Source organism: Ruegeria sp. BHSC029, assembly GCF_059613085.1.
Genome location: NZ_JBXWRU010000003.1, coordinates 33,729 through 54,407 on the forward strand (window position 1 = coordinate 33,729; position 20,679 = coordinate 54,407).

Genomic DNA, 20,679 nt, shown 5'->3' on the forward strand with positions numbered 1-20,679 from the left:
GTTCATGCCGTCGGTTGACCGGCCATCCCGGCCACCGGAAAATCCAGATGCCCCATCAGCGACCGCACCACGCCCAGATCATCGAACTGTGATCGAAGTTCTGGAAACTCGGCGTGGTCAGACAGGGCGAAGCCCTGTTGCCCGGCCGCAGCAAGAAGACGGGTGTGACGGATGGACAGATCGGCCATCGGCAGCGGCTCCGAGGCGGTGAACTCGGACAAGGCGTCGGCAAAGCGGATCGCGCGGTCCCAATTCTGGCGGGCCAGCATCACGGCGCAGGCGTCTGCGTAGAAATGCAGGTGGCTATGCCCAACGCAGCCTTCGCCCAGTATCCGGACGCCCTGATCCAACAGATCATCCTGGGCATCCGGATCGTCCAGAGCCAAGGCCAATGCCGACAGCGCTTTGGGGCCGACAAAGTTGCGGCCATGTTCCAACGCGATTTCCACGGCGCGCCGCCCCACCTGTTCAGCCTCGTGCCTTTGCCCGGCATAAACCTGCGCCCGCGCCAAGTGTTCCAGCGCCTGAGCCTCGAGTCGCTTGGCACCGACACGTTGGGCGATATCGGCGGATTGGATGAAGGCCTGCAGCGCACCGTCCAAGTCATCCTGAAAGGTGCACGCGACGCCCAGGCAGGTCTGCGCGACACATTCCGGCACGAAGGCAAAGTATTTCTGCGAGATTTCGATGGCTTCCTGCGCATCGGCCCGACCTTGCGCCACGTCACCCGAGTAACTGCGGGCAACACTGAGATTGTGAAGGTTGGCGGCCAGGTCCCTGACCAGTCCTTTGTCCCGCGCTCTTTCGACGGCCTGAGTGTAGAACCCTGCGGCGGTACGCATTGCGGCATTCATGAAATTCGCATCGCCAAAGCCGCTGAGGGCGCCGACCTCCAGCCGGACGGATTCCAGTTTGCGGGCCAGCGTCAGCGCTTTTTCGTTGCTTTGCAGAGCATCCGCGACCCGTCCCAGCGGGAAATAGATGTTTCCGCGAACATAGCTGATCTGGGCCAGATCCCGTTCCGATCCATTGCGGTCAGCGGCGGCCTCGGCGATGTCGAGGCTGTGCAGCGCATCCTGGTACAGGCTGGCCTGGCGTGCGGCTTGTGCCAGACCGATATGAACGCGGCAACTCTGCGCGTCAGTCTCGGCCAAGGCAGCGGCTTCGTTGAATTCGCTCAGGGCCTCGTCCGACAGGCCCTGAAGTCGATGGGTTTCCGCGCGGGCACACATCAGGTCAAACCGGATACCCGGCGGCGCCGTAAGCTCGAGCGCGCGTTCGATCAGCGGGCTGGCCTCGTCAAACTGGAAGGCATGAATCAGGTTTTCGGCGGCCTCCAGATAAGCTTCGGCTGCGTTGGAGGCGTCGGCACGGTCCAGGTGTTGGGCGCGCAAGGTGGCGTCCTTGCCTTCGTACCAGCTTGCTGCCTGCCGGTGCAGTCGGGCGCGCTCGGACTTGACCAGCGTCGCATAGGATCCGTCGCGGATCAGAGCATGCGCAAACATCAGATCTGCCCCGGCCTCGCGGATCAGGGCCGAGCGGATCAGGTCGGACGTGTCCAGATGGCCTTCACCCAGCAGGTAGTTCAGAGCTTCGGGCGAGAACCGCTGCCCCAGAACCGATGCTGCCTGAATCGCCGTTCTGCTTCGACGATCCAACCCGTCCAGACGGGATTGCACGATGCCTTGGATGCTGCCGGGGACGGTGTCGCGGGTCAGGCCGTCGATATTGCGCAGCAGTTGCTCGAGAAACAGCGGATTGCCTCCGGCGCGTTGCACGCAGGTTTCCAACAGCTCGGGGTCGATGGCGGTGAATTCCTCGACCAGTTTCCGCGCCTGTTCGTCGCCCATCGGCGAAAGCTCAAGCTTGGACACCAGTGCACCGTCCGTTCCCATCTGCCATTCCCGATCGATCGGGTCGCCTTCGACCCGGCTGGTCATCATCAGAACGCAAGGCAGGTCCCGCGTCGCGGCAGCCATGTAGGAGCACATGGTCAGAATGTCCGGTGGCGCCCAATGTATGTCCTCGACCTGGAGCAGTAGGGGGGCCTCGCGGCTGCGGGTCTGCAGCAGTTCGTCGATGACCTGTCGCCGACCCCGCATGCGTGCGGCGTTGTCCATTGCGGCATAGACTTCGGCCAATCCGGGATCCTGTTCAAGTTCGAGCAAAGCGCTCAGATGGGCTGAACTGGCAGGGTTGATCCACCCCCGGCCGATCGCGTCATGAGCGGCCGCGGTGCTGGCATCGGAGTCGTCGGTCGGGTCGAGCCCCAGAAGGCTGCGGGCGATGGACTGGATGGCCGAATGCCCTTCGCGTGTGCCGAAATCCATCACCACGCCCCCGTGGATCGAATAGGACCGGTTTGCGGCCAGCTCGGCCACCTGTTCCGAAAAATGGGTCTTGCCGATACCCGGTTCGCCAAGAATGATGTGAACCTCACCCTTTCCATGGCGCTGGCAACGGTCGAATGTCGCCGAGAACAACGACATCTCGCGTTCCCGCCCGATGAATTTGTGGCGCCGCGTGCGGATGTTCCGGGCCAGGCGGTCCAGACGCCAGATTTCGACATCCTTATTCAGGCCTTTAATCGCTTTGGTGCCGATCGCCTCGCCCACGAACAGAGGGCCAAGCGCGCGCTGGATGTCATCCGACACCAACGTTTGACCCGGCGCAGAAATGTCGGTTAGGCGGGACGCAAGATTCACGCCGTCCCCGGTCACGGTGTATTCGGTATGGGCCTCGCTTCCGGTGGTGCTGGCGATGACCTGCCCTGAGGCGATGCCGATATGGCAGGACAGGGGCGGGTCAAGTGTGGGCAGCGCGGCGTGAATCTCCAACGCAGCCCGGGCCGCTCGTTCGGTGTCGTTGGTGTGCGAGATCGGCGCCCCGAACACCGCCATGACAGCGTCTCCGATATGCTTGTCGATCCGGCCTCCAAATTTCTCGACGGCGCGGTCGACCTTGCCAAAGAACGCATTCAGCAGCGCGTGCATGTCTTCGGCGTCGTGTTCGCTGGACAATTTGGTAAAGCCGGTCAGGTCCGCGAACAGAACCGTGACCTGCCGTTTTGCCGGCTCCAGTTCGACCTCGGGTTCAAATGCGCCGACGTTGTCCGGGACGTCCAGCTCGGATATCGCGCGCAGCAACCGGCGACGGTCGCCGACGGCGGTCACTCCGATCTCGCGCAAATCCTCGCCCGTAAGTTCCGGAAGAATTGCAAAGTCGATTTTGTTTTCCGCGAACGCTTGGGTGTAATCGGACAACCCAAGGGCGCTCAGCCATTCCCGTAGGTCGCCAGACATTGGTGCCCTCAGAAGTATCCACCCGCAGGCAGCCTAGTACAGACCACCGGGTCGAGTCTGCATTTTTTATAGTAATATTCGATTATGACTGCGCAATCCGCCGTTTCCGGGTTTTCGGATCAGCTTTGTGTCGCGCCTTTCCAGAGTTGTGTTTCAGGAAGGATTCGTTTGCTCAATCCATGAACAAATCTGATCAAGATCAAGTCAGAGTTGACTCGTATCCGCTATCCACGCAGCATGAACGGAGTACCACAAATGTTTCTAGAACAGGTGGGCGGCACATGTCTGCAGTAGCCAGCAGGCGCGCGTTCCTGACGGGACGCCTGCCTCGCGAAGACGACAGCGTGAAGCGGCCGCCAGGAGCGGCGCGCGAAAACTTCCACGATCTCTGCACTCGATGCGGCGACTGTGTCTCGGTTTGTCCCGAGGAAGTTCTGGCTATGGACGACGCGGGCTTGCCGGTGTTTCAGCCGCAGCAGGGTGGCTGCACCTTTTGCGGAGACTGCGCCGACGCGTGCAAGACCGACGCATTGAGCCTGGACCGGTTCGCCGAGTGGCCGTGGCGCGCGAAAGTGTCCGACACCTGCCTTTCGGCAAATGGTGTCAGTTGCCGGGTGTGCCAGGACAGCTGCGATCAAGGGGCCATCCGATTCCGCCTGAAAACCGGAGGCCGTGCCGAAGTGAACCTGGACCTGGCATCATGTGTCGGTTGCGGAGCCTGTTCGGCCGCATGCCCGACCGGTGCCGTTTCCCTTGAGAGATACCAGCCCGCCACAGTGGAGGTGCGTGAATGAATATCTGTGGATGCCTCGTGCATGTCGCGCCGGACCAGACCTCGGCAGCACGGTCGGCGATGACTGCGTTTGACGGGGTCGAGGTCCATGCCGAATCCGACGACAGCCGGTTCGTTGTCGTTGTCGAGGACACGCCGACACGGTTGGCGTCCGAGATCATCATGGACCTGCACCAGATCCCCGGGGTCGTCTCGCTGACCCTGACCTATCACCATTTCGAAGATCTCGCGGAGACCCGTCCGCGTCCTGAAACTCCCAGCCAAGATTCCAGCCGGAGGCCCTTGTCATGACCATTTCCGAATCTCGCCGTACGTTTCTGAAAGCAACCGCCGCCGCCGCGACCGCGTCCGCGGCCGGTATCCCGCTGGCGACGGGCCAAGCTGCCGCCCAAGTCGCCAATGCCGACATCCGATGGGACAAGGCACCTTGCCGGTTCTGCGGCACGGGCTGCTCGGTTCTGGTGGGCACCAAGAACGACCGCGTGGTTGCCACGCAAGGCGACCCGGACGCTCCGGTGAACCGGGGGCTGAACTGCATCAAGGGCTACTTCCTTTCGAAGATCATGTACGGCAAGGACCGTCTGACCACCCCGCTATTGCGCAAATCGAACGGCGTCTATGACAAGAACGGTGACTTTGAGCCCGTCAGCTGGGACGAAGCCTTCGACGTGATGGCCGAGAAGTGGAAAGAGGCGCTGGCCAAGAAAGGCCCGACCAGCGTGGGCATGTTCGGCTCGGGACAGTGGACCGTGTGGGAGGGTTATGCCGCGGCCAAGTTGATGAAGGCCGGGTTCCGCACGAACAACATCGACCCGAACGCGCGGCACTGCATGGCCTCGGCCGTGGTGGGCTTCATGCGGACCTTCGGCATTGATGAGCCGATGGGCTGCTATGACGACCTCGAGCATGCCGACACCTTCGTGCTGTGGGGCTCGAACATGGCCGAGATGCACCCGATCCTGTGGTCGCGCTTGACCGATACGCGCCTGACCAAACCGGGCGCGCAGGTGCATGTGCTGTCGACCTTCGAGCACCGCTCGTTCGAGCTGGCCGACAATGGGATCATCTTCAAGCCGCAGACCGATCTGGCGATCCTGAACTACATCGCAAACCACATCATCCAGACCGGCGCGGTGAACGAGGAGTTCGTCAAGAACCACGTCAACATCACCAAGACCGCTACCGACATCGGTTACGGCCTGCGCGAGACCAACCCGCTGCAACAGGCCGCGGCGAACCCGGACTCGGGCAAGCTGGAGCCGATCTCGTTCGAGGAATACGCCGCCTCGGTCGCCGACTACACGCTGGAATACGTCTCTGAACTGTCGGGCGTACCGGCGAACCAGCTTGAGCAGCTGGCCAAGGAATATGCCGACCCGAACCGCAAGGTCATGAGCCTGTGGACCATGGGCTTCAACCAGCACACCCGCGGGTCCTGGGTGAACTCGTTGATGTACAACGTGCACTTGCTGGTGGGCAAAATCTCCGAGCCCGGCAACTCACCGTTCTCGCTGACCGGTCAGCCTTCGGCCTGTGGCACCGCGCGCGAGGTTGGCACTTTTGCCCACCGCCTGCCCGCCGACATGGTGGTGACCAATGATGAACACCGCAAGATCACCGAGACCAAGTGGAACATTCCCGAAGGCACCATTCCGCCCAAACCGGGCTTCCACGCGGTTCTGCAGAACCGCAAGCTGAAGGATGGTGATCTGAACGTCTATTGGGTGCAGTGCAACAACAACATGCAGGCCGCCCCCAATATCAACGAAGAAGGCTATCCCGGCTATCGCAACCCCGAAAACTTCATCGTCGTATCGGATCCGTACCCAACGGTCACTGCCGTTGCGGCCGACCTGATCCTGCCGACCGCCATGTGGGTCGAGAAAGAAGGGGCCTATGGCAACGCCGAACGCCGCACCCAGTTCTGGCGTCAGCAGGTCAAGGCCCCGGGCGAGGCCAAGTCGGACCTGTGGCAGCTGATGGAGTTCTCGAAACGCTTCACCGTCGAGGAGGTCTGGGACGAAGAGTTGCTGGCCAAGATGCCCGAGCATCGTGGCAAGACCCTGTTCGACGTACTGTATGCCAACGGCAAGATCGACCAGTATCCGCTGTCGGAAACCGCCGAAGGGTTCCACAACGACGAATCCGAGCATTTCGGCTTCTACGTCCAAAAGGGCCTGTTCGAGGAATATGCCAGCTTTGGCCGCGGCCACGGGCACGATCTGGCACCGTTCGAAACCTATCACCAGGCCCGCGGTTTGCGCTGGCCGGTCGTGGACGGGAAAGAGACGCTCTATCGCTTCCGCGAGGGCTACGATTCGTATGTGCCTGAGGGTGCTGGCGTCAAATTCTATGGCCACAAGGACGGAAAGGCCAAGATCATCTTCGCGCCCTACGAACCGGCAGCAGAGGAGCCGGACGAAGAGTTCGATCTTTGGCTGTGCACCGGCCGGGTGCTGGAGCACTGGCATTCCGGGTCGATGACCCGCCGCGTGCCCGAGCTGCACCGCGCCTTCCCCGCCGCCGTGGTGTTCATGCACCCCGAGGACGCCAAGGAACGCGGCGTGCGCCGCGGGCAGGAGATCGTGCTGTCCACCCGCCGCGGCGAGGTGATCAGCCGTGTCGAGACCCGTGGTCGCAACAAGGTGCCGCGTGGCCTCGTGTTCATGCCGTGGTTCGACGAGGGCCAACTGACCAACAAGCTGACGCTGGATGCGACCTGTCCGCTGTCGAAAGAGACGGACTTCAAGAAATGCGCCTGCAAGGTCGAGCGGGCGTAAGGGCTGGGGTCGCAAAGGTCGCGTGTGATGTCTCTGGTCGGCAAACCTCTTTCGCCGCAACGGCGCCGGTTCCTGCAGGACTCGGCGCGCGCGGCGGGTGGCTGTCTGGTCGCCGGGTCGTTGCTGGCCTATCTGGCCCGCGACGCCCGCGCCCTGCCGGCCGAGGCCTTGCGCCCGCCGGGGGCATTGCCCGAAGATGGCTTTCTGGGGGCCTGCATCCGCTGCGGGCTGTGCGTCCGCGATTGCCCCTATGACACGCTGAAGCTGGCCGAGCTGGGGGTTGATGCGGTGGCGACCGGTACGCCGTATTTCATCGCCCGCGACGTGCCCTGCGAGATGTGTGAAGACATCCCCTGTGTTGCAGCCTGCCCGACCGGAGCGCTGGACAAGGGGTTGCAGGACATTGACGACGCCAAGATGGGTGTGGCGGTTCTGGTTGATCAGGAGAACTGCCTGAACTTCCTCGGTCTGCGCTGCGACGTGTGCTATCGCGTCTGCCCTGTCATCGACGAGGCGATCACGCTGGAACTGTCGCACAATGACCGGTCCGGTCACCACGCGATCTTTGCGCCGACGGTTCACGCCGACCGCTGCACCGGTTGCGGCGTCTGCGAGAAAAGCTGCGTTCTGCCCGAGGCGGCGATCAAGGTTTTGCCCGCATGGCTGGCGCGTGGCAGTTCGGCCGAGCACTATCGCAAGGGATGGGAAGAAAAGGCCGAAAAGGGCGGGCCGATTGTCGAAGGCATCATCGATCTGCCCGATCGCCTGCCCGGACCGGGCGCGGACAACCTTGCCGCGCCGGGCGGGTACGAACCGGGCTACAACCTTCCGGGGGCAGGCCAATGACGGCGCGGACACATATGCCCGTCGGGCACGAGGCCCGCGAGGTCAAGGGATGGGTCGGCGCTCATCGGTTCCTGCTGCTGCGGCGGTTCAGTCAGGTGTTCTTTCTGGCCCTGTTCCTGCTGGGACCGTGGTTCGGCATCTGGATCGTCAAGGGCACGCTGGCCGGATCGTTGACGCTGGACGTGCTGCCGCTGACCGATCCGTTCATCCTGCTGCAGGGGCTGGTGGCCGGCCACTGGCCGGAAATGACCGCGCTGATCGGCGGGCTGATCGTTCTGGTGGCCTATGCGCTGATCGGAGGGCGGGTCTATTGCTCGTGGGTGTGCCCGATCAACCCGGTCACGGATGCCGCGCATTGGCTGCACCGTCGGCTGGACCTGCCCAAAGGCTGGCAGCCCAAACGCAGCACCCGATTGTGGATATTGGCGACCGTTCTGATCGTGTCAGCCCTGACCGGCGTGATTGCGTGGGAACTGGTGAACCCTATCACCATGCTGCACCGCGGGCTGGTCTTTGGCATGGGTTTTGTCTGGGCGATGGTCGTGGCGATCTTTGTCTTTGACCTGTTCGTGGCCCGGCACGGATGGTGCGGCCATATCTGCCCGGTCGGTGCCTTCTACGGCCTGATCGGCGCCAAGAGCCTGCTGCGGGTCAGCGCGACCAATCGCGCCGCCTGTGACGATTGCATGGATTGCTATGCGGTCTGTCCGGAGAACCAGGTGATCTCGCCCGCACTGAAGGGCAAGCCGGGATCCAGCCCGCTGATCCTGTCGCCCGATTGCACCACATGCGGCCGCTGCATCGACGTGTGCTCGGTCGACGTATTCAAACTTACCCACCGGTTCGATGACGCCGTCGTCGCGCCACCCGATCCAGCCGCCGCGCCAGAACCGCGCGCCGCCAGACCTGCTTAAGGGAGTGCCAAGATGAAAAAATCAATAGCGACAGGCGCAATAGCCCTGATCCCTGTTCTTCTTGTGACCGGGCTTGCCTTTGCGCAATCCGCGTCCGTGACCACGTTGCGAGGCGTGGATATCGATGATCCGGCCATCCTAGATGATGTGCACCGCAACATCGAAGGGCGCATGCAGCGCAACTATCGCCAGCAGCCGCCGCTGATTCCGCACAAGATCGACCAGTACCAGATCGACATCCGCACCAATCAGTGCCTGTCCTGCCACGACTGGACCAAGGCCGGTGAGCGCAACGCGCCGACCCTGTCGATGACCCACTATCTGGATCGCGAAGGCAACGAGCTCGATCAGATCGCGGGCACCCGGTATTTCTGCAACCAGTGCCATGTGCCGCAGGCGGATGCGCCGGCCCTGGTCGACAACCTGTTCCAGCCCTCGGCCGGAAACTGATCCAGCTTTGGACTGAAAGGAGCACCAAATATGGCAGACTCTCCTGAAAAGCGCGGCTTGATCGGCCGCATCTGGGCGTGGATCTGGACTCCGGCCGCCGCGTTCAGCGCAGGCTTTCTGGTTCTGGCGGGCTTTCTGGCCGGCATCCTGTTCTGGGGTGGGTTCCACTGGACGCTTGAGATGACGAATACCGAAGAATTCTGCGTCTCGTGCCACACGATGGAAACCAACCTTGGCGAATACCGGGAAACGATCCACTACAACAACCATTCCGGCGTACGGGCCATCTGTTCCGATTGCCACGTGCCCAAGGAATGGAGCTTCAAGATCGAAGCCAAGATCATGGCGGTGAAAGACGTCTATCACGAGCTGGTCGGCACCATCAGCACGCCCGAGAAATACGAGGATCACCGCCTGAAGATGGCCTCGGCCGTGTGGAAAAAGATGAAGGCGTCGGACAGCCGCGAATGCCGCAACTGCCACAATTTCGAATACATGGACTTCACCATTCAGGAAACGCGCGCCGCCAACGAACATCAGCGTGCGATCGACGAGAACATGACCTGCATCGACTGCCACCAGGGCATCGCGCACAGCCTGCCGCCGGGCTATCTGGAGGAGTATCAGAAAGTGGTCGCCTCGCTGGATCCGGTGACCGGCACCGAAATTGCGCAGAGTACCGGCGCGGCCGAGATCCGATCATTCCTGAACAGCGCATCCGACTAGGAGTGGCACGACATGCTTGAGATTCTTGGAACAATCGGCGGCAACATCCTGAGCCTGCCCGGCATTCTGGGCCTTGCGGTGGGCATGATGACCCGCCAACTGTGGTTGGCCGCGACCATGGGCGCGGTGATCGGCATACTGGAAACCCTGGCTTTCGCGCATTGGACCTTTGCCAAGGTCGAGCCCATGGAGCTGATCATCGGCGTTCTGGTCGGTGTTTGCGCCAGCAGCATTGGTTGTCTGATCCGCCAGAAAGGGGCGACGGTCTAAGCGACGTTCGCCGCTTACTCTTTGCGGTTCTTCAGGTGTTTCAGAACGGCGCTTGCGATCATGGTCACCAACCCGGGGGCAAGCGTTCCCAGAGGGTCGCGTGAGACGGTTCTCAGGTCGCGGACCGTCTCGCGGGCCTCTGATATCATGTCTTGAACCTCGGCCTCTATATCGCCGATCGCCATGTCGCGCAGTTCTGCTACTGGCGCAGTGTCGGCCTCGGCGCTGACCGAGTTGGCGATAGCCGCGAGTATCAGCGCCACGATCAGGTTGATCAGGGCGATGACCAGTGCAGCCAACGGCTTGGACATCACTGACGCCAGAGCAAGATAGCCCGCGACATTCAGCATGATGATGGCCAACCCGCCCGCCAATCCGGCTGCGGCGAAAAAGCCCGCGCGTTTGGCCAAGACGGTCATGTTCCGCTGAGCGATCAGCCGTTCGGTACGCAGGATGATGGAAATGTTTCGGGAAATGCGGCTCATCTGACTGTCTCCTACCTGGACCGACCGATCACGTAGCCCAGAGCGAAAACGCCCAGGGCGAACATGATGGCTTTCTTGTGTGGCATGGCATCCAGCTCGGCCAGCGCGGTCTCGATCTCACCGGACCAGTCTTCGAACTCGGCCGACAACTTATCGGGAATGTCCTGGACGGCCTCTTTCACCTTTTCGCCCGCCTTGCGCGCGCCCGACTTTTTGTCCTCGGCCTGCTCTTCAAGCTGCCGCTTCAACTCAGCGACCTGCTGTTCAAGTTCCGCTTTGGTAACCATTGGTGTTGTCCTTTCGTCAAGCGGCCAGTCGCGCGGGCGATGGGCCGATAATCCGGTTTGGCGGCATCGAGATCAGTCTTTGGGACCCACACGGCCATCGCCCGACATCAGTATGGCGATGGGGCGCGTGGCCGGAATGTGGGTCAGAATGATCATGATGCAGACAGTGATCGGCACGCTCATCAGCGCACCGGGAATGCCCCAGATCGCGGTCCAGAATGTCAGGGCCAGTATGACCATGAGAGGGGACAGGTTCAGGCTTTTGCCCAGCAAGGTCGGCTCAAGAATATTTCCGACCGAGAATTGCACGGCCCCGCATCCCAACAGCACCATCAGGAAGGGGCTCAGTTCCTCGAACTGGACAAGAGCGACCAGAGAGGGCAGGGCGACACCGATGATCGAGCCGACCGTGGGGATGAAATTCAACAGAAAGGCCAGAACCGCCCAGGTCTCGGCGAAATCCAACCCAACCGCCCACATGACAAAAAAGCTGCCGAACCCGGTTAGCGCGCTGACGAAAGTCTTGATCCCGACATAGCGCTGGATGCTGGCGGACGTGCTGTGCAGCACGTTGCGAACTTTGTTGGCAAGCGTTGGATCCGAGATCGCGAGGTCAATCTTGGTTTGCATCGGCACGCGTTCAACCAGCATGAACGGCACATAGAGCAGTACAAGGAAGAAGGCGCTGAGAAAGGCGCCGGCGGACCCGATGATGCTGCCGGCAAAACCCGACAGGTTGATCTGGCTCAGCGCCTTCTGGGCCGCGGCATAGTTCTCGTTGCCGACGAGGGCGACAAGTTTTGCCAGAATACCGGACAGGCGCTCTTCGTATTTCGGGAAAGCCTCGGACACCAGACCGGCCTGGCTGGACAGGATCGACAGGATGATCAGCAATCCAAACAGGATCAGGCACAAGGCCCCAAGATGCGCCATCCATTTCGGTACGGAATGGCCCAGAATGACGATCCGGTGGATCCGGTCAGATGTTGCAGTAAGCAGCACAAACAACAGTGTGGCGAAGGAAAGCGGTATCAGAACCGAGGACGCCAGCACCAATGACGCGATGGTCAGAAACAGCAGAACAACCAGCTGATACCAGAAGGTCAGCCCAGGCTTGCCCACGCGCTGGTTGTCGGCCTTGGGTTGAGTTGCCATGCACGTCTCCTGCGGGCTCAGCACCATTGCGGCCCGCCACCGTTGGTCGGTTCCGCCATTAGGCACAGATATTCGGCTGTTCTCAAACAAAATTCTCGAAAGAGTTGATTTCTGGACAGGTTGCAAACGGGTCTCTACGCTCGGCCTTGGATCAAATCCAAGGACCAAAGCCCATGCGCCGCACATCGACCAACTCGCTGCTTGTCATCGCACTTGCGATCAGCGCAGGCATCGCGATTTGGGGTCTTGTCGACCCGGCGGGGCTGGGCCGGTTGGCGTCTGCCGCGGTTGCGACGCAGTTCGAAAGCCGGGGCTGGTTCATCATGCTCGAGGCCAGCGGCCTGTTGTTCGTTGCGCTGTTTCTGGCCTTTTCGCGCTTTGGGCGCATCCGGTTGGGGCCGGATGGTGCCGAGCCCGAGTTTTCGACTCCCGCATGGATCGCCATGCTGTTTGCGGCCGGGATGGGGGTTGGGCTGCTGTTTTATGGTGCAGCCGAGCCGCTGACCCATTTCGAAGAGCTCAGAAAATACGAGCTAGATCCGAGGGCCGCCGGAAACGCTCTGTTCGTAACCTACCTGAACTGGGGCTTTCATGCCTGGGCAATCTACGGGGTGGTCGGTCTGATCATTGCCTATTTCGCCTTCCGCCGTGGGGGCACTCTGCTGCTGAGCGCGCCGTTGAACGACGCTCTGGGGTCGGCCCCGTGGGTTCGGGCGATGGGCTGGGGCTTTGACCTTCTGTCAATCGTTGCCATTGCCGTGGGTTTGGCTGGCTCGCTGGCCATGGGGGTGTTTCAGGTGCAAACCGGGTTGGCCGGATTGCTTGGCGTGGCGGATTCGGCGGCTCTGACGCTTCCGGTCTTTTTCGCCATGTGTGTGGCATTTGTCATCCCTCTGCGCCGGGATCTGGGGGACGGCATGGCCAAGCTGTCCAATGCTGCGATGCTGATCGCCGTCGCAATGATGATTTATCTGTTGGTCCTTGGCCCCACCTCATACCTGATGAACGGTATCGTGAGCGGCTTCGGGAGATACGTTTTTCACGTTCTGCCCGCCGGGTTTGCCACGGCCGAGTTCTTTGGAGACGACCTCGTCAACTGGTTTCAGGACTGGACGCTGAACTACATGATCTGGTGGCTGGCCTGGTCGCCGTTCGTCGGTATCTTCATCGCCCGGATTTCCCGGGGCCGAACGATCCGGGCGTTTCTTCTGGGTGTGATCGTCGCGCCAACCTTGTTCTCGATTCTTTGGTTTGGCGTGTTTGGCGGGCTTGGGTTTTTTGACGCGCTGCGGCAGCAAGGTTCCTTGTCCGTGGTCAATCAGCAGAATATTGACGCGACCACATTCGCGTTGCTTCAGCGGTTTCCACTGTCCGGACTGACGCAGACAGCGACCATCGTCGCCGCGTTTCTGTTTGTGGTCACCAGCGTTGTCAGCGCCGGATTTACCCTCGCGATGATCGGAACCGGTGGTGATGAAAACCCGTCTCCCCGGATCCGCACGGTGTGGGGGGCAATTCTGGGTGCGCTTGGGCTTGCCATGGTCTTTGTCGGGGATATCGGGCTGGTGCGATCTGTGATCGCAATTTCGGCGATCGCCTTTGTTTTCATAGTTCCGGTTCTGGTGGTCTGTCTGTTCCGGGTGCTGGCGCGGGAGGAAGGGCCATGACAGGCGAGTTTCTGGATACCGTTCTGAACGTCACCGTCTTTCTTTACCTGGGCTTTCTGATCTGGCTGTGCCTGCGCCCGGATCCCTGAGGCCCGTTCGCCGAGAAAGGGGATGTCGCCATCTGTCAAACCTGATGGGCGCAACCCAAAGAACGCGCGCGCTTTCCTTGCAGGTTGAATTTCAGCCATGCCCCATGTTGCGGTCGTCATGCAATGAGACTCCCGCCTTGATCTCGGAGATATAGGGCAGCATGCGCAAGAGTTGGCAAACTACAGCGAACTACGTCTTCAGCGCGCAAACAGCCTATTGGCAGAGTACTGGCTGATCCGCTGCCGATCAAAGAAGCCTGGTGGGGCCGAACGTTCCGCCCTATTTGTCTCGTATGAATTTGCGCGCCGGATTCCGGTGTTGACATTTTTTGATCTCGGTTAATAATTTTACCAACTAAAATAATGTTGGTGAGGGCGCGTCTCGTGTATCTGGGTTTGGATCTGGGGACCTCTGGTCTCAGGGGAATTCTTGTGGACGAGGCCGGGCAGGTTCTGGCCGAGGCTGAGGCTGAGATCGCTACGTCGAACCCGCAATCGGGATGGTCCGAACAAGCCCCGCAGGACTGGATCGACGCCTGCGCGACCGTCATGGGCCGGCTGCGTGAGACGAACGGCGATGCACTGGCGCAACTGCGGGCGATCGGACTGAGTGGCCACATGCACGGCGCAACGCTGTTGGATCGGGACGGCACCGTCCTGCGGCCGTGCATTCTGTGGAATGACACCAGATCGGCGCTAGAGGCCAAAGAGTTGGACCAGACCCCCGGGATGCGCGAGATCACGGGCAATATCGTGTTCCCCGGGTTCACCGCGCCCAAGCTGGAATGGGTCCGTGCCCATGAACCCGACCTGTTCGCCCGTACGGCCATGGTGTTGTTGCCGAAGGATTATCTGCGGTTCTGGCTGACCGGGGAATATGTCAGTGACATGTCCGACAGCGCGGGAACGTCCTGGCTGGATGTCGGCGCGCGAGACTGGTCGGACAGGGCGCTGGAGTTGGGTCACATGAGGCCCGATCAGATGCCGCGACTGGTCGAGGGCACTGACCATGGTGGCGAACTGCGGGATGAACTGCTTCGGGAATGGGGGCTGTCCGGCCCGGTTGTGGTCGCTGGCAGTGCTGGCGACAACGCCGCGGCCGCTTGCGGTATCGGCAGCATCGACGAGGGGTCCGGGTTTCTGTCTCTTGGCACCTCGGGTGTGCTGCTGATGGCTCGGAACAGCTATGCACCGGCACCCGAGACGGCGGTTCATTGCTTTTGCCACGCGGTGCCTCGGCGATGGATTCAGATGGGTGTCATCCTGTCGGCTACCAACAGCCTGAACTGGCTTTCGCGCAACCTAGGCCAACCGGTCGAGGCGCTGGCCGGGGCGCTGCCCGACCAGCCAAACGGGCCGTCGTCGTTGACCTTTCTGCCCTACCTGTCCGGCGAGCGGACGCCGCATAATGACAGCACCATCCGAGGAGCTTTTCTGGGCCTAGACATCGCTTCGGAGCCGACGGATCTGGTGCAGGCAGTGATGGAGGGTGTCGGTTTTGCAATGCGCGATTGCCTTGAGGCCCTGAGGAGCACCGGTACCGAACCGGCGCAGTTGATTGCCGTAGGTGGCGGTGCGCGGTCCCGCTACTGGCTTCAGACCATCGCCACCACGCTGAATGTGCCGCTGGCCCTGCCCAAGGGAAGCGCGTTCGGGGCTGCGACTGGTGCCGCGCGGCTGGCCATGTGCGCAGCCGGAGACGCAACACCCGAACAGATCATGACCCCGCCAGAGATCGACGCCATCATCGAACCGCAGAGTGATTTGACCGAAGCCTATGACAGCGCCTACAGACGATACAGAGCGTATTACAAGGCGCTGGCGCCATTGGCTGGATGATGAACAAAAGTCGCACTGATTGCACTGATATCCCGGTTATCGTCCTGCAAGACGGGGACATGCGGGTGTCATTGCTGGGCTATGGAGCGATCACGCAAGGGTGGTGGTACAAGGGCCAACCGCTGATCCTTGGCTATGACGACCCGACCGAATACCTGAACGACCCGTTCTATCTGGGCGCGCTCGTCGGGCGGGTTGCCAACCGGATCGGCGGCGCAGGGTTCGATCTGGACGGCACCCATCATGCGCTGATTGCGAACGAAGGGTCGAATACGCTGCATGGGGGGGCAGAAGGGCTCTCGCGCCAGTTCTGGCAGGTCGAGCAGCTTTCGCCGTGCGAGGCGGTGCTGGTCCATGTCTCGCCCCACGGCGCGGGCGGATTTCCGGGGGCTGTGCGCTTCGAGGTCAGGGTCCGGTTGGATTTCCCTCGCCTGACATATTCGATCTCTGCCTGGCCGGACAGGCCGACCCCGATCAGCATCGCGCAACACAACTACTACACGTTGGGGTCCGCTCGAGGCATCTCCGAGCACCGATTGCAGTTGGCGTCAGATCGTCACTTGGAACTGGACGATCAGGGGATACCGTCTGGCGGGATCGTCGACTCTGCATCGGTCGGGCTGGATTTCGCGGCCCCCGAACCGATCGGACAGGCCGCCACGGACCTCGATCACTTCTTCCTGTTCGGCACCGGCGGCAAGGTGGCCCAACCGGTTGCCACCCTTGCGGCGCCGTCGGGATTGACGATGACGGTCCATTCCGATCAGCCCGGGGCGCAGGTCTACTCTGCCGCCCATTTGTCCGCGCCATTTGCGCCGCATGCCGGGCTCTGTATCGAGCCATCGGGCTATCCGAATGCGCCGAACGTCCCCGCGTTCCCCTCGATCATATGTACGTCCGAGAAACCGTATCACCAGACGCTGATGCTTGAGATATCCGAGGCAGGGGCATGAGCGTGATCCGTTCCTTATCGGCCTTGGCTGTTTTCGCCAGCTTTGCCACCGGGACAGCGGCCCAGAACCTTGGCCCGGCTCCCGAGTTCATCGAGCCCGACCTTGCGATCGTGGAACTGGGGCAAATGCTGTTCTACGACCCGATCCTGTCGGGAAACGAAAACATCAGTTGCGCCACCTGCCACCACCCAAGGTTCGGGACCTCGGACGGGATGTCGCTGGGCATCGGAGAAGGCGGGATTGGGCTGGGCAGCGCCCGCGGGCTTGGGTCTGACAACCTGCCCGAACAGCGCATCCCGCGCAATTCCCCGGCCCTCTGGAACCTTGGCGCGACCGAGTTCACGACGTTTTTTCACGACGGCAGGCTCGAGGATGATCCAGAGCAACCTTTCGGCATCAGAACACCGTTGGGGCAGCATATGCGGCCGGGGTTCCGCTCGGCACTGGCGGCTCAGGCCATGTTCCCGGTTCTGTCGCCGGATGAGATGGCCGGACACTACTCGGAAAACCCGATCAGCAAGGCGGTGCGGCTGGGCCTTCTGACGCAACAGGGTGGTGCATGGGACCTGATCGCCGCGCGGGTGGCTTCGGTTCCGGAATATCAAAGGATGTTCCGCGACGTTACCCCCGAAAAGGAGGTCTCGTTCGTAGCCATCGCCAACGCGATTGCCGACTTCATCGCCTTTGAATGGCGTGCCGACAACAGCCCCTTTGATCGCGCGATGCGCGGAGAGGAACCTCTGCCGCCCGACGCGGCGCGCGGCATGCAGCTGTTTTACGGCAAGGCCGGTTGCGGATCGTGCCATTCGGGGTGGTTTCAGACTGACCACGGGTTTCATGCGATCGCGATGCCGCAGATCGGCCCGGGAAAAGCTGCTCGTTTTGAAAACCACGTCCGGGATGATGGTCGACTGCGCGTAACCGGAGCAGCCGAAGATGCGTTTGCGTTCCGGACACCGTCGCTGCGCAATGTGACGCTGACTGCGCCCTATGGCCACGATGGCGCCTATGCTCGGCTCGAGGACGTGGTTAGGCACCACCTTGACCCCGAAGGCGCGTTGCGGCGCTACTCGATCGACATGGCAGAGCTGCCTGTCTTTCCCGGAGCCGATGATCAACGGCCGCTACAGGATCCGGCCTTGGTCGATGCCATCGCCGCGGCCAACGAACTGCGACCGATTGCTCTGTCAGATGCAGAGATTGACGACATCCTCAGTTTTCTGGCCGCGCTGGAGGATCCTGCCGAACGGCTGGGTGTACCAGAGCGGGTGCCCAGTGGGCTGCCAGTCGACAAGTGATCAGCGCCGCAGTCGGATGATCCGGTTGGTGTCGTATGTCTCCCAGTCCGAGCGGTCTCCGCCGGGCCAGACGACACGAATGTCCACGGTCTTGGCATTGCCCAGACCGAAATGATGCGGCCCTGCCATCCCGCTGGCATGGCCTCCGCCGATCGTGATCTCGCGGGTCTGAATTCCGGCAGCGGCCCGGACTTCGACGAAGGCGCCGATGGCTTGCGAATTGGCGTCGTGCTGGCCCAGATCCACCATGACCCAATTCCCTGTTGCGGGCTGGTTCTCATAGATTTCGGCGGGTGATCCGCGATTGACCACAACCAGGTCCAACCAGCCGTCATTGTTCAGATCATGCAGCGCGGCGCCGCGAGATTTTGCCATCGACGCCACACCGGCCCCAGCCGCAGATTCGAAAAACTGACCGGATTCCAGCTGCAGCAACAGGCTGTTGGGGTCGTCCTGCGCCGCATCCGGCATTTGTTCGACATTGCCCTTCGCGACGAAAATGTCGTCACGCCCATCGTTGTTCACATCCGCGAATTGCGCGTGCCATCCGGTCGATGGTCGCCCGTCCGCGCCGATGTGCGGCCGATGTGCAGTCGTGCCCTTGTCATAGGTCGCATCACGCCATGTGGGACCGCCGGCTTCGGGGTCGAAAATCTGGAATTTCTGATCTCCCATCGAGGTCAGGTAGACATCGGGATAGCCATCCCCCGTCAGATCGCGCGACGCGATGCCCATGCCCCAGATCGAGTAGGGCAACCAGCCTTCTGCCTGATCATACAGGCGCGGAGTTTCTTCCATCGCCCACATCTGTTCCTGTCCGTCACGGACATAGTAGTGCCGATCGTTGCTGATCCGCAGATCCGCGCGCCCGGTCCGGCCCCAATCCGAGAACAAAGCCGACAGTGCACAGTATCCGGGTTCCAGCCGAACGGGCGGGCCATAGGTTTCGCCAAGTGGGCGGTACAGCAGAGTGGGGCCGCAGGCCTCGAATGGGCCATTCGGATTGTCGCTGTCCACATAGGTTCCGAAGGCGAGAGTGGGCAGTGTCTGTCCGGGTTCCCATGTTGCAGAGAAGGCCGTGGTCCAGTGGTCATCGGAGTGAAACCCAAGCCCCGCGAAAGGGCTGAACTGGCAATCGGGCTCACCTTTGAGCAACAGGTCCGCCCCAACGCGCAGAACCACAAGGTCCAGGATGGTATCGCCGTCGATGTCCATCGGGTAGGCGCCGGTCACACCTGTCAGGGACAGCGGCTCTGGCGTATTTGCCTGAAAGGAGATTTGCGCCTGAGAGGTGTTTCGGAACAGCTGCGATGGGTTCGCCCCACCAGCAAGGAAGAGTTCCGGCAAGCCGTCCCCGCTGCAGTCGAAAACCGCGACGCCGCCACCCACGAAATGCTCCCAACCGCCGTCATAGACATGAGAGGGAACGTCGATCGGTTGATACCGGGGGATGGCAGGATCGGCACTGGCGGTCGTGGCGAGGGCCGCCACCAAAGCGAGTTCAGCTCGCATGGGCTGCGATCTCCTGCACCTTCAGGATCGACACTTGTTCGATCCCGTAGGCCGCCGCGCCCTTGGCCCACATGAGGTCGCCCCAATGATGCACCTTGATCTCGGGCAGGGCGGTGTCGACATTCACAACTCCGTTTCGAATGCGCGCCATCACGTCGTCCGAACATAGGTGCTCAAAGCTGACCTGGGCTCCGGACAGAATGATGCAATCGGGGGCAAACAGATTGATGAGGTTGGACAGGCCCAAGCCGAACATCTGGCCCGCGCGGGCCAGAACGGAAACGGCTCGTTGGTCTCCGGCGTGCGCGCGTTCGTGAATGTCGGAAACGGTTTCCAGCGCGCTGCTTTGCCCGGCGACGGTCATTTCTCGGATCAAGGCATAGTCGCCGACATAGGCCTCGAGGCATCCCCGTTGCCCGCATTGGCACAGCGCCCCGTCCAACTGGACCTTGGCGTGCCCGAATTCGGCCCCGCAGCCGTGGTTGCCCCGGAACAGCTTGCCGTCCAGAACGATGCCCAGTCCGACACCGTGCTCGATCGTGACGACAAGAAAGTTCGACAGGCCCTTGCCCAGCCCGAACAGCTGTTCGGCCTTGGCCACCAGGTTCGCATCGTTCTCGATGAAGGCCGGGCAAGGCAGGCCTTCGTCCAGAAACGCGGCGAAGTTCACATTGCGCTCGGTGATCGAAGATGACCAGTGCACGAAATTCCTCTCGGCATCGACCAAACCGGCGATGCCTATGGAAACACCTGAAAGCCCGTCGATCGTACGGTCGATCTTTGCGCAGGTCTCCTCAAGCGCAAGGCGCACGGTGCGGACGAAATCGCGCGGAGACATTCTGGCATCTTGCAGGGCGTACATGTGCGAGGTGACTTCGTTGCCTTCGAAATCGACCAGGATGACCGAGATGACCTGACGCGCGACCTTGAGGCCCGCCACAAGATAGGAGGGCCCGTCCAGTTGCAGAAGAACCCGCGGCCGCCCGCGTTTGGCCGATTTGGAATGCGCCTCGCCTTCGGTCTCTCGGACCAGGCCGGCGGAAATCAGGTCAGCGGTTGCGGCGGTGACGGTCGCCGGGCTGGTCTGCAGGGCCGATGCGATGTCGATCCGCGAAATCGACCCCTTGGTCCGGATATGCTCCAACACCCGCAGGCGCGTGGCATTCCGTTGGTCCAGCGAGTTTTGAGAAGCCTTGCTTTTCAGCATCTTGTCTCCGCGAATCTTCTGTTGGCCTCAATCTATTGGGATTTGGGGTTCACGAACAGAGTAAATATTTTACCCGCTGAAATAATTATGATACGCAGAAATACGA

General features: G+C 61.5%; 18 protein-coding genes. 12 read left to right on the forward strand and 6 right to left on the reverse strand.

The genetic code is table 11. The annotated features are described in order from the left end of the window. Positions 1 to 2: 2 nt before the first annotated feature. Complete coding sequence (locus AC2FML_RS07205) at positions 3 to 3,302, reverse strand: adenylate/guanylate cyclase domain-containing protein (RefSeq protein ID WP_496782584.1); 3,300 nt, start codon at positions 3,300 to 3,302, stop codon at positions 3 to 5. A 281-nt stretch (positions 3,303 to 3,583) separates the two neighbouring features. Here AC2FML_RS07205 and napF point away from each other — a divergent pair, with 281 nt between their 5' ends. From napF to AC2FML_RS07245, 8 genes are read left to right on the forward strand one after another with little or no spacing between them, the layout of a single operon-like run. Then, on the forward strand, positions 3,584 to 4,096 hold the full coding sequence (gene napF, locus AC2FML_RS07210) for a ferredoxin-type protein NapF (protein WP_170434145.1): 513 nt from the start codon (positions 3,584 to 3,586) through the stop codon (positions 4,094 to 4,096). After that, positions 4,093 to 4,386, forward strand: a complete 294-nt coding sequence (locus tag AC2FML_RS07215) for a chaperone NapD (RefSeq protein ID WP_170365080.1) — start codon at positions 4,093 to 4,095, stop codon at positions 4,384 to 4,386. Before napF ends, AC2FML_RS07215 begins: the two co-directional genes overlap by 4 nt. Next, positions 4,383 to 6,875 carry a nitrate reductase catalytic subunit NapA gene (gene napA, locus AC2FML_RS07220; protein ID WP_170365082.1) on the forward strand — a complete coding sequence of 831 codons (2,493 nt, stop codon included), beginning with the start codon at positions 4,383 to 4,385 and terminating at the stop codon, positions 6,873 to 6,875. The genes AC2FML_RS07215 and napA overlap by 4 nt, the downstream gene beginning before the upstream one ends. 27 nt (positions 6,876 to 6,902) lie before the next feature. Continuing rightward, the gene (gene napG, locus AC2FML_RS07225; protein ID WP_496782586.1) at positions 6,903 to 7,721 is read left to right on the forward strand and encodes a ferredoxin-type protein NapG; all 819 of its coding nucleotides are present in this window, start codon (positions 6,903 to 6,905) and stop codon (positions 7,719 to 7,721) included. Then, on the forward strand, positions 7,718 to 8,635 hold the full coding sequence (napH, locus tag AC2FML_RS07230; protein ID WP_170451190.1) for a quinol dehydrogenase ferredoxin subunit NapH: 918 nt from the start codon (positions 7,718 to 7,720) through the stop codon (positions 8,633 to 8,635). The genes napG and napH overlap by 4 nt, the downstream gene beginning before the upstream one ends. Positions 8,636 to 8,647: 12 nt before the next feature. Then, positions 8,648 to 9,085: a nitrate reductase cytochrome c-type subunit gene (locus tag AC2FML_RS07235; protein ID WP_170339556.1), complete on the forward strand. Its 438-nt coding sequence runs from the start codon at positions 8,648 to 8,650 to the stop codon at positions 9,083 to 9,085. 30 nt (positions 9,086 to 9,115) lie between these two features. Beyond that, complete coding sequence (locus AC2FML_RS07240) at positions 9,116 to 9,811, forward strand: NapC/NirT family cytochrome c (protein ID WP_170356964.1); 696 nt, start codon at positions 9,116 to 9,118, stop codon at positions 9,809 to 9,811. Between the two features lie 12 nt (positions 9,812 to 9,823). Then, positions 9,824 to 10,081 (forward strand): hypothetical protein, encoded by a 258-nt coding sequence (locus AC2FML_RS07245; protein WP_093964456.1) that lies wholly within the window; start codon positions 9,824 to 9,826, stop codon positions 10,079 to 10,081. 14 nt (positions 10,082 to 10,095) lie between these two features. On the opposite strand, the gene AC2FML_RS07250 is transcribed toward AC2FML_RS07245, so the two are convergent. From AC2FML_RS07250 to AC2FML_RS07260, 3 genes are all read right to left on the reverse strand, one after another. Further along, positions 10,096 to 10,566, reverse strand: a complete 471-nt coding sequence (locus AC2FML_RS07250) for a phage holin family protein (RefSeq protein WP_170441317.1) — start codon at positions 10,564 to 10,566, stop codon at positions 10,096 to 10,098. A gap of 11 nt (positions 10,567 to 10,577) precedes the next feature. Next, complete coding sequence (locus tag AC2FML_RS07255) at positions 10,578 to 10,853, reverse strand: hypothetical protein (protein ID WP_496782589.1); 276 nt, start codon at positions 10,851 to 10,853, stop codon at positions 10,578 to 10,580. Positions 10,854 to 10,925: 72 nt separating this feature from the next. Continuing rightward, positions 10,926 to 12,008: an AI-2E family transporter gene (locus AC2FML_RS07260; RefSeq protein ID WP_496782590.1), complete on the reverse strand. Its 1,083-nt coding sequence runs from the start codon at positions 12,006 to 12,008 to the stop codon at positions 10,926 to 10,928. Positions 12,009 to 12,181: 173 nt separating this feature from the next. Between AC2FML_RS07260 and AC2FML_RS07265 the strand changes: the two genes are divergently transcribed. The 4 genes from AC2FML_RS07265 to AC2FML_RS07280 all read left to right on the forward strand — a co-directional run bounded on the left by AC2FML_RS07265 (position 12,182) and on the right by AC2FML_RS07280 (position 17,854). Then, complete coding sequence (locus tag AC2FML_RS07265; RefSeq protein ID WP_496736505.1) at positions 12,182 to 13,675, forward strand: BCCT family transporter; 1,494 nt, start codon at positions 12,182 to 12,184, stop codon at positions 13,673 to 13,675. Positions 13,676 to 14,148: 473 nt separating this feature from the next. Further along, positions 14,149 to 15,603: a xylulokinase gene (gene xylB / locus AC2FML_RS07270; RefSeq protein ID WP_480695402.1), complete on the forward strand. Its 1,455-nt coding sequence runs from the start codon at positions 14,149 to 14,151 to the stop codon at positions 15,601 to 15,603. Beyond that, positions 15,603 to 16,556 carry an aldose epimerase family protein gene (locus AC2FML_RS07275; RefSeq protein ID WP_496782592.1) on the forward strand — a complete coding sequence of 318 codons (954 nt, stop codon included), beginning with the start codon at positions 15,603 to 15,605 and terminating at the stop codon, positions 16,554 to 16,556. The genes xylB and AC2FML_RS07275 overlap by 1 nt, the downstream gene beginning before the upstream one ends. Next, complete coding sequence (locus AC2FML_RS07280; protein WP_496782594.1) at positions 16,553 to 17,854, forward strand: cytochrome-c peroxidase; 1,302 nt, start codon at positions 16,553 to 16,555, stop codon at positions 17,852 to 17,854. The genes AC2FML_RS07275 and AC2FML_RS07280 overlap by 4 nt, the downstream gene beginning before the upstream one ends. Here the strand turns inward: AC2FML_RS07280 and AC2FML_RS07285 are convergent, their stop codons facing one another. Together AC2FML_RS07285 and AC2FML_RS07290 are read right to left on the reverse strand one after the other, a co-directional pair. Then, positions 17,855 to 19,366: a CRTAC1 family protein gene (locus AC2FML_RS07285; protein ID WP_496782596.1), complete on the reverse strand. Its 1,512-nt coding sequence runs from the start codon at positions 19,364 to 19,366 to the stop codon at positions 17,855 to 17,857. Next, complete coding sequence (locus AC2FML_RS07290; protein WP_170405249.1) at positions 19,356 to 20,573, reverse strand: ROK family transcriptional regulator; 1,218 nt, start codon at positions 20,571 to 20,573, stop codon at positions 19,356 to 19,358. Before AC2FML_RS07290 ends, AC2FML_RS07285 begins: the two co-directional genes overlap by 11 nt. Positions 20,574 to 20,679: the final 106 nt, after the last annotated feature.